This is a genomic window from Candidatus Epulonipiscium viviparus, from assembly GCF_000171335.1.
Lineage (GTDB): Bacteria > Bacillota > Clostridia > Lachnospirales > Cellulosilyticaceae > Epulonipiscioides > Epulonipiscioides viviparus.
Genome location: NZ_ABEQ01000081.3, coordinates 1 through 15,437 on the forward strand (window position 1 = coordinate 1; position 15,437 = coordinate 15,437).

Sequence of the window (15,437 nt, forward strand, 5' to 3'; positions counted from 1 at the left end):
CCAAGCATCACTTTCCAACTTGCGCTTGCGAGATAACTCATATGCAAACTCCTGAATATCATGTTTGCGCTCTTTTTCCAACTGCTCTTTCCTTTCTATGTACTCCTCTTCTAGCCTTGTTAATTTAAGTTCTCTTTGCATAGATAATTGATCAATTGCCACCTTAAGATCCTCTAATTTTTTGATCTCTTCTTTTTCTCGTGCAACAATCAGGTTATCTCTTGCTATTATCACTGTTTCGGCTTCTATTAATACATTTTCTACTTCACACATAGCAGCCAGTTTGATCTTTGCCTCTTCTATAGCAAACTTTAGATCATCAAATTGCTTTACTATTTCTGGATTTATAATATTCATATCAATTAAAGATTGCGCATTTTCTAATCGAGTCTTCTTTGCTTTTTTCTCATGAACTTGTGCCATTGTTGGGTCAGTATTTTCTATAGTTTTACGAAGCCTTATCACTTCCTCCATCAATTGCTTTTTTGTCGATTTTAAAGATATATCTCTCATTTAATCTTCCTCCTTTTTTATAACAAACAATAAACAAATACATTTTATTATACAATAATATTATAATAAAAACTAGAACAAATGCAATTAAAAATTTTCGACATATCCCGTTAACAACGGCCACCAAACATGATTGCGAGTAATTACCTGAGTTCGAGTTAAATGTACAGCGCTCTCTCCGATATATTTCAAAGTCGATGGTATAATGATGCTTACCAATTTACTGCACCCTTCAAACGCATTGCTTCCTATCTTTACTACACCATGAGCAATTTCTATATTTGTTATGGTACTACACTTTCCGAATGCCCACTTGCCAATACTGATTACTCCCTCTGGAATTTCTACACTAGTCAATTTCTCACATCTAGCAAAAGTGTATTTGCCAATGCTAGTTATTCCCGCAGGCAATTCCACATCTCTCAAGTTTACACACCCCTCAAAAAGCGATTCACCTATCTTCATTACGCTCTTTGGCAAAACTGCAGTTACCAAACTTGTACATCCTGCGAAAGCAAAATTGCCAATCGATGCCACTCCCTCAGGAAAATCCATATAAATCAAATTTGTACATCCCTCAAATGCCGCCTCACCTATACTAATGATACCATTTGGAATTGTTAAATTATTAAGACTTGTACACTCCGAAAACATACTATCTTCTAGAGAAAACACTCCCTCTGGGAGCTTAATATTCACTAAACTTGTACATTTTTCGAACGCTGCAGCTCCAATGCGCGTTACCCCTGCCGGAATTTCCAAATTAGTTATACTTATCGCTCCCCTAAATGCTTCTTCACCAATACTTGTTACCCCTGCCGGAATCACTAAATTAGTTAAACTCTTAGCATCACAAAATGCTCTATTTCCTATAGAAGTTACACCTTGTGGAATTTTAATGTCCACCAGCTTTGCGCAATTCTCAAACGCACTATCTCCTATCGCCGTTACTCTATCTTCTATTACTACACAAGTTAAGTTGATACAATTTATAAATGCACGCTCTGTTACTTCCTTTAATGTTTTTGGCAATCTAACTTCTGTCAAGTTGATACACTCGTAAAATGCCAACTCTCCAATGCTCGTTACTCCCTCTGGAATTATCACATTTTTTTGATTTCCCTTATACCTAACCAAACACCCATCCACTATGCAAAATAGTTTTTTGTCATACTCTGATTCTATATTTGGCAAAATTTTTATTTCCTCTGCCGCCACATTAACAGGCTCCACAATAATTTTTTCATTTGTATAAAATTTGGTGTTCACAAAATACATCACAACTTTGTATGCCCACTCTTCTCGCCACATTGCTCTCTTACATAGCATTTCTACTATATTATCAATTTCTACAAAATCATCTTTTGCATTTACATTGCTCATTACCTTTTTTGCCACATTTTGATCTATTGCTAATAGCAGCATTTTGGTATCTTCATTGTGTAACTTATAGCGTATTAAAATCTTCATTCTTATATTATCTATAAATACTTCGGCTCCATGCTTTATATAGATCTCTTTCAAAATCTTTTCTGTTTCATTCATTAAATATCCTCCTTAACCTGTGTGTTCTAACGGATCATTTTTAGCTTGTTCAAATCTATTACTCTTTATCATATGCATAAATTATTAATGCAAGCACAAAAATAGCCTCTGCATCTGCTGCAAAGGCCATGTTCGCTTTTATTATACTCTCAATTTTCTACTCTCTTCTATCAACATTTTTATATACTCAGAGTGTTTATCTATTTCCACATCTTTACTCTCCAACGAATCAATCAGCAAATCAAATTCTTGAGTAACATTGTTTAGTAGCTTTCCTTGAATCTCCTTTTCTAATAACATAAGCTTATTTTTAAACTTCAAAATTTCTTCTTCCAAGTTTTTTTGCGCACTTTCATAACAAACCGAAATGGCATCAAAGAGCGCATGCTTTAATGCAGCTTTATTTGAGTTCGACGTTACTTCTCCTCCAAAACGTGCCACCAATTCGTTTATTACATCAGATGTATTAATTTTGATTAGCGGAAAATTTACACTGTTTACTGCTTGTGTTATTATCATTTTAAATATTGCCGCGTCATACTTTTCATTGCTCATATCAGCATAGCTTACAATAGCACCCAACAGCTTTTTCTTCATCTCTTTTGGGTCCAACGACGCTATAAATATATACTCTATTCTACTTGATACATCAAACACAAAGCTCCTTATATCGTCGGCTACATCAGAAGTAGACCAATAAATATACCGTTCATTATACAGCGAATATTCCGTGCGCGATGATCCCCAAGTAAGAGGTTTTAAAAACTCACTCGTCGAAACTTTATAAGTTTTAGTTTTAACCTGTACACCTACACTTTTTTGAATTGAATTATATTTTTTGGATATATTTCGTATATCGCGAACTGCCTTAATTTTTTCTGCTTCTAATCTTGCAAAACATTCGCTAAAAATTGTTGATATCGCGGCTTTTAGAGCCGTTGATTGTAACGAAATTTCTTGTTTTTGAGACATCAATCTTTCTCTATCAGATGCTGTGAGCACGTTACTTTTTAGCACCGCCTTGTTTTTAAAGTTGGTTAAAGTTTCCATCAATTCTTCTGACGCAATTGGCATAAACGACGCCGTATTCTGAACTAGCGCCTCCGCTTTTACTAGCAGTACATCCTTAAATACGTCCTTTACTGCGTCCACATTGGCTATTTTCATCAACTCTTTTGCCGGATTCGTAAAAAAGGGAGTCAGTGCATCAAACACATTTCGCTCATTTTCAGTATACTCCTCAATATCTTTTATTAGCATGTTTTGAATTATAGAAGATATCAATATAGGCTTCTTACAATCTGCTATAACAGTTAACATTGTTGATGTAGGAAAATCTTTTTCGACCATTTCTACTTGCCTTACTGCACGCTCGGTTAGCTTTGTCGTTACCATCTCTATTGCAGTTTCAATGCTTGCAGTTTTGTTTTCATCCATACCAAACATATCGTCTTCATTTTGTATTTTTAATACATCTCTAAGCGCACTGTCAAATTTACTACCTATAAGAACCACTTTATTTGAAAAGTTGTGTGGCAACTGTGAAAATAACAAGCTCCAGTCACTGCTATCCAAAAAGTTGCCTGCAGGGCTTAAAAAAAATACTATGTCACATTCATCTAAAAACTCCTTTGTACAAACCGATCTCGATATTACTGTATCGTTTAATCCTGGTGTATCTACTATAGTAAATCCTTTAAACAACTCATTATTAGTTTTAACGAGCACCGATTTCACAATTGCAGTTACACGTCCATCCTCGCCAACATAATCGTTTAATACTTGTATTAACTCTTCATAAGTTTCAAACTCCATCGACTTGCTTTTCCCTACATATTCTGATACATCTATTTCCTTTGCTGATGCCATTTCCACAAGCTCGCGCGCTGCTATAAAAATATCTTCTTCTATCTCAATTACAGCATTGTCACAAATTATCTTCCATTCCTGTTCTGAATAATATTCAATTTCTAGTAAATTCTCTTGTGAATATTCCATTTTTGTTAATATTGCAGTCTTTGGCGTTGCAGATATAGGCAAAATTTCTTCTCCGTCAAAGAGGAGCGTATTTAAAAACGACGACTTTCCTGCTTTTACTTGACCAATAACACCGATGGTAATTTTTTGATTTTCTTCAAAAAATTTCGATATTTGCTTTCTATAGTCATTTTTAATTTGACATAACTGTTCGAGATCAGTTTCATCTGCGATACCATCAAAGTTTTTGATCATTTCATCTACTATTTCTATAAATTTATCTACTTGAATTTGTGCTTGTCTAGTGTCTATTTTAAACATTTTGACTCTCCTTTACATACAATTGTGTCCTTCCTTCGTTGCCTTCAAAGATATTTCTGCTATTACTTAGCTTTTGTATATTATCAAACTTTAGGGCCTCCACTTTAAAACCCTTAAAGTGGCAGTCAATGATATTTACTTCCGTACATTCATGAATTTTTATAGGCTTATTTTTCCCTATAAATTGACAATTAATAAACTGTACGCTTTCGATTTTAGATATATCCAAACCTTTTGCCATGCTGATTTTTGCACCTACTACTCTCAGCAACTGTTTATCTCTTATATAGTAGGTATTTCCATACAAATCAAAATAATTAACAAGATGAATCTTCTTCTGATACAGGCTTACTAAGCATAATGTATCTTTATTGCGCACTATATGTAGCTTCTTATTATCTTTAAAATTACGTTTTAGAGTATTTGGGCCAATAGTACACATATCTGATGATTGTAAATACTGTAATAGTCCTGGCTCAATTATTGTCTCCACAACTTTTAATAAGAAACTCAACTCAGCTTGTGTGATTTTAAGCGCTTCTACCACGCGTGCGATAAACGATTTCTTTATCGCACTATCTTCAATCAATATAATCATTGTTAATAAATCCACCATAAATATATGCTGATAATGTCCACGAACAATATCTTTCATAAATACATTATATTCTTCTCTAGATACCTTTGTCGACTGTCGCATATACTCTTCAAATGTATATTCTGCATGTACTTGCCTCATAATCTGTGATGCCAAAAACTTTTGCTCCTCTAGTATATCTCCATTAGATCGAATCATAAGACATAGTACCTTAAAATACATGTTTTTTATAGCCTCTGATGCCTTCTGCAGTTTATGGCCCATTACCGGATACTGTTTAATGGGCTTTGTTTTACCATAGCGTAGATCTGTCAACTTCTGAATCACTTCTTGATACTGCGTTTTCTTAAAATGTTTTGTACTTGTAATCGTTCCTTTTAGCACCTTCATTATATCTGCATTCGTTGGTATACCCATAATCTTTTGATATCCTTCTATCCATCCTATCAAATCTTGTGTTTGGGTATAGCCTATCAAATTAATTTCACTAGGTAGTGGCATCTCTATGTTAACCTGATCCCCTATCAGCTTTATAAATGTGAAAAAGTTTAATTGCAATAGACGCAGTTCTTCATTTATACTACGAAGAAGAACCACATTTTTGCGAATATCATCTACCATAAGCTCTAATGGTTTTAGCAACTCTTCGTTGTCATCTTCTATCTGTGTTAAAGACATATTTAGACATCTTAATCTATATCTTTGCTTTTCTATTTCGCTTTCATAAAATTCGTGACACCTAATAAACAGTGTCTTAAAATTTTCGGCAAATGTCGACTTATATTCCTCATCATTCCACGACTCTAGGTGTCCTCTAAGCCTATTGCTGTCATATCCGGTATTATCCTCTCTCGAATATGTTAACACATCTAGAACTTCTATCCCTTTTGAAGTTATCACTTTACGTACGTTATCACAAATATTTTTCAGATCAGTCGCACTCTTTTTATCTGCTTTACTTACTACAATTACCTTCGGAATATCTTTACGCAACGAATTTATAAACTTTACGTCTGCCAAAGTGATAGTTCCTGTCTCTGCAGGTACAAACCACAATATAAAATTGCTCGAATTGAGATTTCCTCTTGCAATATCCTCATCTGTTTGAGCACAACTACCATATATTTCCGGTTTCGAATATCCGGGTGTATCCAAAAAAGCTAGATTTTTATATCTTTGTCTTGGTGATTCTAACAAAACACTCTTTACTATATGGCTCAATGAGGTTGCTGGCATAATACTTATTCCATCTCTATCTATTTCCCCAAAGCCATGGGCAATTTTTTTGATCTCTTTTGGTAAAATCTCTACTTTTGCTCTAAAAATATTTATTACACTCACCTTATATTTTTCAGCGTTTATAACATATGTGGGAACAGATGTAGAGGGATCAATATCTTCTGGCAATGCCTTTTCCGCATTTAAAGCGTTCAAAAAACTCGACTTACCGCTAGAAAATCCACCTCCTACTCCCACTACGTTTTTGCCAATCAATTCTTTATACAAAATAAAATCTCTAAATTTTTCAAACTCCAGCTTAAAGTCGTTAAACATCGAATAAAAGTCTGGCGGAGCCAGCTTCTTTGCTATTGCTGGTAGCTGCACTAAAATCAATTCTTCAATATCTGCAAAGTCCAGGTTATTTTTTTCTGGTCTTTCTATAATATTTCCTAGCAGCTTCAAATTGTCAAATAAAACCTTATCAACATTCATTACATACCTCCCTAATCATCTGTAAAAATCCGAAATATCTTATACTATTTATACTTTTGGATATTTCACAAATCAACCCTCTTTGCAGACTACTATACTTACTCATTTATTATCTTTTTAATTTTTTGCAGATGCTTTGCAAGCAATATTCGTCGCTCATCGTTATCTATAGTATCTTCAGCATCCGTATAATCTTTGAGATATTCTAATGCCTTTTCATAAAGAGCATAGTCATCACATAGCGACTGATTAAACCACCTTCTCAATTCATTAATTCTAATTGATAGTATATTAGAAAGCTGATATCTCACATCAGTTAGAGCATCAATTAAAATCTTTCTGAGCTTTGGCTTTATGGCATCTTTAGTTTCATATTTTATTGAACATACCTCTTTAATATAAGAAGTAACTGCCGCGTTCAATACAGGCAACTCTATAATATAATCATCTTTGTTAATCACATTAACAACAAATCCTTCTGTATTAAATACATTTATAGTAATTGCATTTGTAATTCGTGTCATATAAAACTGAATTAATGGTGCTACATGGCTTTTTAAACTTGAAATTGCAATGGTGCGTATCACACTATTCACATATTCTGCAATATTTTGCTTATTATAAATCATTGTATATAATATATTTTCGCAACCTTCTAATGCCAACGCCATTTCTTCTACAATATCTTCAATCATTTCCAATGTATGATTTTCAAACTCACGAAATCGAATAATCATATCTTTTAACGCATCTCTATAGTTTTGCTTTAACTGTTTACCCAATATTTCAATTTCAGACATTGTAAAGGTGTTATTAATAGCTCCTAAATACTTTAAAGTTTTTGATGCTTCTTTCTTAACAGTTGCATAGTTTTTAGAATACACTCTTGCCGCAGCTTTTATATGTAATGTTTCTAAATACCTCGCAAACTGTTTGGTATCAGACTTATAGCTGCTAGTAAAAGCAAATTCTATTTTAGAGTCTTCTATATATCTAGATAGTAATTTCTTTAATCTTGTAGAATCTTTCTCTAGTTTTGCATCATCTACTTTATCGGTTTTTGTAATAACAATTCCAACTGGTATTTTGTGTAGTCGCAACTCTTTTAAAATATTTATCATAGTCGTTTTTAGCGTTAAATCTTCTGCAGAAAAAACAATGACATATGCTATACACTCATTAACATACGACACAGAATTTACTAACGCATCAACGCCAACATCACATCCTGGCATATCCACCAATATTAGGTTGTAGCAGGCAGCAAGAAATTCGTTATTTAGCTCCATACAAACTCTATCCATTTCTGTTTGTTCTATAGCTAAATTACTAAACTCCGAAATTGAATACGGCAACTTTCTGCCATCTTTTAATATTACCTCAACTGGTTTTGACTTTTCATCTGCCGTATAATAAATTTCTGTAGGCAAAGAAGGTTGTGGTGTAATTTCCTCTTTTAACAGGCGTTTATATTGCAATAAAGAGTTAATTAACGCACTCTTACCCACGCTAAACCTACCTATTATAGGTACATAACTTCTTGGATTTAGTTCTTCTAGCTTCTCATACTCTACATTTTGTAATCCATAATAATCATTAATTTGTCTCAACTCTTTAATTATTTCGTACATCAATAACCTCTTTTCCTACAAAATATTTCCAACTTGGATGGCATAATTTACTTCGATATCATTACTATACCATATTGCTACTAATATTGCTAGTGAAATTTTTTAGAAAAAAACCTCCTTTCAGCTAAGCAGTACCTCATTAAAAAATAGAAGCAACCACTTCTATTTCTGCTCCTTGCGATTTCATTCCTTCTACATATTTATTTAAAAAATCATACACCGTTTTATAGTATAACTCTTCATCCATATATCTCCCCACAACATGCCCCGCATCTTTTATCACCAACATTTCTTTTTCTCCATCGTACGCTTCATATAACTCCTTTTGCATGTATGGCAATATAAAAATATCTGCATCTCCATGTATAAATAATATTGGTAAATCAGCTTTTTCTAGAGCTTTTATCGGCTTTGGTGCATAAAGATTTAGACCCGTCTTTAATACAGATACCATATTAGAAAATCCTATTATCGGAAACGATGGTAAATTAAATCTATATTTCAATTGCTCTTTCATCATCTGCAGTGCAGTTGTGTATCCGCTGTCCTCTACCACGGCAACAACCCTATCTGATAAGTCGTCTTCACCTGCTGCRAGCATCACTGTCGCYGCCCCCATAGAAACTCCATGCAAAACTATTTCTGCTTCCGGTTGATCAATATAATTTATCCATCTAATTATGTCCCTCTTATCGCTTTGCCCCAGCGTTACATATTCTCCTGTCGAATTTCCATGGGCTCTTAAGTCTGGCAATATAACGTTATATCCCCAGTCATAATACTTTGTTGCGATATCTTCTACCTCTTGATGCCTTGAATTATATCCGTGAACTATTATGGCCCACAAATGCGAATCTTCTTGCAGAAACATTTTTGCGTATAGCATTTGCTCATTTTTTTCACTCGGTATCCTTACTTCCTTAAACTCAACATTTTCATATAAAGCATTAATTCGCGCAGCGGCATTGACGCGCCCCTCTACTTCGGCTATCGAAACAGAATGTTTGGGCGACAATTTGTCTGTAAAGTCAATTGGTTTTCGACCTAAAACATATTCCACAAAGTAATTTCCAATGCCATATGCCCCTACTAATCCAATTACAATCACAATTATTAGTATCTTTATCGATTTCTTCAATAGTCTTTTCCTCCTAAAATTTGTTTTTTCTATTATATCATATCCGCCAATCCATACAAGTAGTGAAAACAATACAAATAAAATATTGCACAAGTTTACCTCTTTAGCTAATTAAGTCCTCCTTTATTGGCAATTGTGAACCTACTTTCTAGCTTTTTCAGACAATTTGGTAACAATTTCTAGCACAGATTATCAACTTATGCGTTTTTTTCATTGCAATTCATCTAATACTAATGTAAAATAAACTAAAGAATTTTAAAATAACGTATTGGAGGTAGATTACAATGGAGGAAACAGTACAAACGCTGAGACAGATTTATGAGGAATTTGGTAGTAAAATATTTTTACAGACAGAGCAATTACTCGACTTGGTTAAACAGCGACTCAATACTGCCGATACCAATATCGTATTAGCAGCCATACAATCTGGCGTTCTTGCAGCTGTGATCAAACATGTTAGTTCCGAAAACGAATACATAGTAATGAACCTCATAGCAGAAGAGTTAATTACTAAAGGTCAATGGCCAAAAGAGGTCGCTATTCGTGCTATTGAAATTTGTGTCAGAACTAAATTTGGACCAGATATAGTTTTTACACAAGAAAATTTTACGATTTTAACTGAAGAAGAAGAAATCGACGGCTTTAAAATTGTAGACAAAACTTTAACTAAATACAAAGGAGAAGATAGCGTACTAGAGCTTCCCGAAGGTATCACTAGCATCGGCTCTAGCGTGTTTGGTAAATGTACAAATCTCACCGAAGTTATAATTCCAGAAGGCGTATTGACTATTGGTAGCAAGGCTTTTTATGGTTGCTCCTCTTTAGTTTCAGTTTCAATTCCCAAAGGATTAACCCATATAGGCAACAACACCTTTTTTAATTGCAGAAGTTTAGCAAACATCAATATGACTCCTGATATCAAATTTATTGGAGATGCCGCTTTCTATGGTTGCCTCAAATTAGATGAATTCGCTATACCCTCCGAAGTGATCTCTGTAGAAAATGGCACCTTTGAAGGTTGCCGAAATTTAAAGAGCGTAACAATTCCAGCTGGCGTTACCATTATAGGCAAAAGTGCATTCAAAGGTTGCAAGGGACTTAGCTCGATATGTATTCCAGATGCAGTAACCGAGATCGGAGATGCCGCTTTTAAGGGCTGCTCAAGAATAACCGAGTTTAATATCCCCGCTGCGGTAACAAAAATCGGGGACAATGCTTTTGCCGACTGCTCCGCAATTACAGAAATGATAATTCCCGAAGGTGTGACCACTCTTGGTTCTGCTGTATTTGCAAATTGCCCAGAGCTAAAAACTGTAACGCTTCCTACTACACTAAAATTAATTGGTTCAAAATCTATATCTTTATCAAAACCCAAAGTGATAACACCCAAGGCAATTATTACGACTAAGTTTTGGAAGCTACTTACTACAACTATATAATTATGAAAAGCTTGCACCTCTATTTATTAGAAAATGCAAGCCTTTTTTATTTTTATGAATAATAAGAATTTAGCAGCTTCTCAAGCTCTAGCGGATCATTGATCGCCAAATTCATTGCACTAGCCAGTATATTAGCCTGATCAAATGCTGACTGCCAACTAAATAGTCCTCCAAGGCAGTTATCTATAACATATTCCCCTTTATAATATATCGAGAGCTCATTGTCAAACGATAAGAAAAATTTGCCTTCGGGATCTGATATATACGCCGCTTTTGCCATATTATCAAACTCTACTCTATAACCATTTTTGTTTAAATAATCTCTCCTGATCTGATCAAAACTCTTTGTTATCGACATCCCCTGCCGCCCATAAAAGGCCAAACCAATCAAAATCTTTTCTGGTGGCATCCCTGCCGCTATTAGATTGCGCACATAGATATCTATGCTTATGTTATTCAGGCTTAGCTCCGAATTGTATAAATTTCCCTGATGCTTTGCACCAGATACTCCCGCGTTGCCTGCTGTAAAATCGTATGTCATTACATTAAAGTAATCTATTAACGGAGCGATCTTTGCGATCTGAACTTTAGATATATAACTTCTATCTGCTATTCCTGCCACAGTAATTAACATATCATTTCCCAGTACCATTCTCAAAGTTTCTATCAACAAAGTAAAATTTTGTGTATCTTCAACTCTCGATTTTATACCAGCTGCGCTACTCCCCGGATATTCCCAGTCTAARTCTATCCCATCTAACCCATATTCTATAACCCACTTTTGCGCTTCTATAGCGAAATTAAATCTACTTTCCGCTGTATATGCGGCATCCGAGAATCCTTCTGCTGCCCATCCGCCTATTGCCAGAAGCACCTTTAGATCTCTATTATACGTTTTTAGCCCCACTAACTCTCTCAGATTTCTCTCAGAATATACTTTAAATGTTCCATCAGAATTCATTAGGGCAAAGGCATATACCACAAAATCTAGCAATAGCGCATCCACATTGTGCGGACTGCCTAATATATATTCACCCACAACTCTCTTTGCATTAGGACAAATCGGATTTTTAATAAATCGTGACATATTTGTTGCCTCCGCATTATTTTTTAATGCGTTTATCACTTTAATTAAATCTTCAACTTCTACAACGTTTTTATCATCTTGATAGACAACAGAACGCACTTTATCCAATGGATCTAAAATATAAAATGATACTGCTTCCTCCTCCGAAGCCATTGATAAAAATTTAACATCATATTCCAATAGCTTCTCTGCATAGCCAGGATTTTGTGAGATCAAGTGGTCTGATTGTCCGGTTGCAACTACCAACCATTGGCCTATAGAATGAGAAATATTTTCTGCCATACAACATGCCCCTTTATTTATAAATTTTAATTGCACTATATTTATATTATTCTCACCTGTATTTTTTTGTGATCAAAATTATGGCACAAATTTCAATTTAATTTTATTTTATAATATTTTTTTTACAAGATGGTCATATACTAATTTATAGTACGTCACTAAAGCATCAAAACATCAAAATATTAGAATTAATAAAGGAGCCTAAAATATGATATTTATTAAAATTATGGACACCCAATCACAACTGCAAGTTTATCAAGATAACAAACTGTTAAATTCACCTAAAATCACTGATTTTTTGACTCAAAACGATATTTCTCTTTGGTTTTTACCTTTTCATATAGACTCATTTGTATGGAAAGGTCTAACTGCCGAAATTCACGACATTCTTCAAACTGATAAGGAGATTAATTATATTTTTGAAGGCGATTCGCAAAAAACAAATAAATTTTATGCACAGCTCCATCACCATATCGACTTAATGCAAGATGATCTAGCAGAATCTCCGGCTGAAAATGCCTCATACAACTTTTATGTCGGCCAACATAAGGAAGAATCTGGAAATCCTGTATCTGCAACACTTCATTATACACTTGCTGCCAACATGGGGTTTGTTCCTGCGATACTTGCTCTTATGAAGAAAGCAAAGCGTGAATTTAAGAATTCTGAACAATTTAAATGGAGCTACCAAGGCGCTATACGCGGCAATGCAGATGCTCAATACAATCTGTCTCGATGCTATTGGTTGGGATGGGGCACACCGAAAAACTCAAAAATGGCATTAGAGTGGATCAAAGCCGCGGCAACTCAGGGACATGTCGAATCTCAATACCAGCTAGGTAATTTATATAAAGAAGGCAAAGACGTTCCTCTAGATGTAACTATCGCATTTGAGTGGTATTTAAAAGCTGCGAAGCAACATTATTACAACGCCGAAATGGATCTTGCTGAATGCTATACTCTTGGCATCGGAGTAGAAAAGAATCCAAAGAAAGCATTTGAGTGGTATATGAAAGCTACAGATCATAATCTTGGCAATGCATTTCTAAAAGTATCTCATTGCTATACACATGGTGCCGGAGTAAAGGCCGACCCCGATGCCGCTCTCGAATGGCTAATACGATCCGCAGCAGTTGGCAATATAGATGCTACACATCAAGTAGCTCTTTCTCCAATTACCGAAATCGTCCCTATCAACAATGAAATTCATACATACCATTATAACGAAAATGATGATGACGACGATTATTATTATGATGAATATAACGATAATGAACTTTTAGGGTAAAAATTATCTTTTAATTTTGCAATAGCAACATCTCCCGCATTGGCTACTGATGCGGCTAATTCTGCTGCTGCACTTATTAGTTCAGCAGCGATATTGGCTACATAGTTTGTTTTACATAGTCTTTATATTTTAATCATAATATTATACATATGCTTAATCTATTCGTTAACTATTTATGTTATATCTACATCAAATTTACGGAGGTATCAATTATGAAAATGATCAAAACTACTATGGCAATAGCAATAATGGCCAGTTTAGCTGGCTGCGGCAACTCCGACGATACTACTACTTTAAATTTAGAGAAAACTTTAGATCCAGAAACTGGACGAATGATGATCGACAATATGTTTGTTGAGGGGCTGCCTATTGTCAAAGAGCCCAAAACTTTTACTATGTTTGTTGCCCCAAGCGGAAACGATAAGTCTACCAGTCAAGATGAAAAACATATCCTTCCTATTTTACAAGAAAATACTAATGTGCATTTTGAATTGTAACCAGTTTCAACAAATGCTAACGAAAAATTAAATCTCCTGTTCGCTGCAGGTACAGATTTGCCCGACATAATCTTTTCTTGGCCTCCCGAAAGCACCGTCATCAACAATACTGCTCATCTATTTGAATTTACTGATGAAATCTTGCGTGAGTATGCCCCTAATCTCACTTCTCAAATTGAGGCTAATTTACCAGATGGTTTAGATACCCTTCGTAAATCTGATGGCAAAATATACTCTCTCCCAGTTGGGGTTTATGCCGAATATGCCAACTCCGCAAAGTCAATTCCTCTAATTAGGCAAGATTGGCTTGATGCCGTAAACATGGAAATGCCTACCAATACCGACGAACTCTACGATGTACTTATGGCTTTTAAAACTCAGGACCCTAATGGCAACGGTAAAGCCGACGAAATTCCTATCTCGTTTTGCCAAGCAAATGGTCAGCATAAACACTTCTACTTCGCTGGACCTTGGGGTATTGCTGGCCGAACTGGTGCTGATCCTGACAACTATTTTCAAGTTCAAAACGGCATCGTTGAACCAAATCTCGATACACAAAATTTCAAAGACTATCTATTGTATATGCATAAGTTAGCACAAGATGGCTTGTTTGATGTCGAGGGATTTTCATTGACATATTCTCAATATAAGAGCCGTGTAAACGAAGGTGTTGTTGGCATGATCGTTACGTGGATGGAAGATCCTGCTATTTGGTCTCCAGTTCCTGTTTTAAGCGCTCCCGGATATGAAGGACAAGAATTGAAAGTTGGTGAAAAGGGACATCGCACTGCTAATATGAACGGGTTTATGATAACCAAAGCTTGTGATGATCCTYTAGCAGCGCTTCGAGCTTGGGACTACTTACATTCTGATCCAAATCTAAAACGYATTATGCGYGATGGCAACGAAGGATTGCTATGGGTCGAAAATGATGACGGCACTGCTACTGTCAAAGAAATTTCCACAGCAGAGTTGCCTTCGGGAATCAATACTAAAACTGAGCTCAACTACACAATTGCTTTTCGTGGGCAGGGTCCTGTAATGTTTGGCGATGAAGTTGCAAAGCCCGATATGAATGCCGAAGTACTGAGCTATGACGCATTAAGATATAAATATGTGCCTATGTATGAGGAATATTTTCCTACAGAATTTTTGCCTCTACGCCCAATGCCTTCTGATAAACTTACCCAGCTCGCTCTCTTGCAAACCGAAATAGAAGCATATATGGACGGCTTTATAGCCAATAGCATTATCAATGGCCTAACAGATGCTCAATGGAAAACTCATCTTACTCAACTCGAAAATGTAATGTACTATGATTGGATCCAGCTTCAGCAAGACTATCTGGATGGCAAATTTTAGGCACTTTTATACTCAAAYTCATGACAACGACTTCCAATATATGGTA

11 protein-coding genes are annotated in these 15,437 nt (G+C 35.2%); 4 read left to right on the forward strand and 7 right to left on the reverse strand.

Annotation, left to right across the window (positions count from 1 at the left end):
• From EPU_RS10330 to EPU_RS12345, 6 genes are all read right to left on the reverse strand, one after another.
• Nucleotides 1-513 (reverse strand): hypothetical protein (locus EPU_RS10330; RefSeq protein WP_010169115.1); only part of this gene is annotated, 513 nt, incomplete at its 3' end.
• 87 nt (nucleotides 514-600) lie between these two features.
• Nucleotides 601-2,058 carry a leucine-rich repeat domain-containing protein gene (locus EPU_RS12905; protein WP_010169117.1) on the reverse strand — a complete coding sequence of 486 codons (1,458 nt, stop codon included), beginning with the start codon at nucleotides 2,056-2,058 and terminating at the stop codon, nucleotides 601-603.
• A 141-nt stretch (nucleotides 2,059-2,199) separates the two neighbouring features.
• Complete coding sequence (locus EPU_RS10340) at nucleotides 2,200-4,356, reverse strand: dynamin family protein (RefSeq protein WP_010169121.1); 2,157 nt, start codon at nucleotides 4,354-4,356, stop codon at nucleotides 2,200-2,202.
• Complete coding sequence (locus EPU_RS12910; protein ID WP_010169122.1) at nucleotides 4,349-6,667, reverse strand: dynamin family protein; 2,319 nt, start codon at nucleotides 6,665-6,667, stop codon at nucleotides 4,349-4,351. The genes EPU_RS10340 and EPU_RS12910 overlap by 8 nt, the downstream gene beginning before the upstream one ends.
• Before the next feature lie 98 nt (nucleotides 6,668-6,765).
• The gene (locus EPU_RS10350) at nucleotides 6,766-8,298 is read right to left on the reverse strand and encodes a dynamin family protein (protein ID WP_010169124.1); all 1,533 of its coding nucleotides are present in this window, start codon (nucleotides 8,296-8,298) and stop codon (nucleotides 6,766-6,768) included.
• A gap of 139 nt (nucleotides 8,299-8,437) precedes the next feature.
• Nucleotides 8,438-9,436, reverse strand: coding sequence for an alpha/beta hydrolase (locus EPU_RS12345; protein WP_010169127.1), 999 nt, complete (start codon nucleotides 9,434-9,436; stop codon nucleotides 8,438-8,440).
• Between the two features lie 284 nt (nucleotides 9,437-9,720).
• Here EPU_RS12345 and EPU_RS12915 point away from each other — a divergent pair, with 284 nt between their 5' ends.
• A complete protein-coding gene (locus tag EPU_RS12915; protein ID WP_010169129.1) occupies nucleotides 9,721-10,875 on the forward strand; it encodes a leucine-rich repeat protein in 1,155 nt (384 codons plus the stop codon).
• A gap of 52 nt (nucleotides 10,876-10,927) precedes the next feature.
• Here EPU_RS12915 and EPU_RS12355 read toward each other — a convergent pair whose 3' ends face one another.
• Nucleotides 10,928-12,244, reverse strand: a complete 1,317-nt coding sequence (locus EPU_RS12355; protein WP_029488371.1) for a glycoside hydrolase family 18 protein — start codon at nucleotides 12,242-12,244, stop codon at nucleotides 10,928-10,930.
• A gap of 208 nt (nucleotides 12,245-12,452) precedes the next feature.
• On the opposite strand from EPU_RS12355, the gene EPU_RS12920 reads away from it, so the two are divergent.
• The 3 genes from EPU_RS12920 to EPU_RS10380 all read left to right on the forward strand — a co-directional run bounded on the left by EPU_RS12920 (nucleotide 12,453) and on the right by EPU_RS10380 (nucleotide 15,391).
• Nucleotides 12,453-13,532, forward strand: a complete 1,080-nt coding sequence (locus EPU_RS12920; RefSeq protein WP_010169131.1) for a tetratricopeptide repeat protein — start codon at nucleotides 12,453-12,455, stop codon at nucleotides 13,530-13,532.
• Nucleotides 13,533-13,744: 212 nt separating this feature from the next.
• A complete protein-coding gene (locus tag EPU_RS10375; protein ID WP_010169132.1) occupies nucleotides 13,745-14,029 on the forward strand; it encodes a hypothetical protein in 285 nt (94 codons plus the stop codon).
• 57 nt (nucleotides 14,030-14,086) lie between these two features.
• Nucleotides 14,087-15,391 carry a type 2 periplasmic-binding domain-containing protein gene (locus EPU_RS10380; RefSeq protein WP_029488372.1) on the forward strand — a complete coding sequence of 435 codons (1,305 nt, stop codon included), beginning with the start codon at nucleotides 14,087-14,089 and terminating at the stop codon, nucleotides 15,389-15,391.
• Nucleotides 15,392-15,437 lie beyond the last annotated feature (46 nt).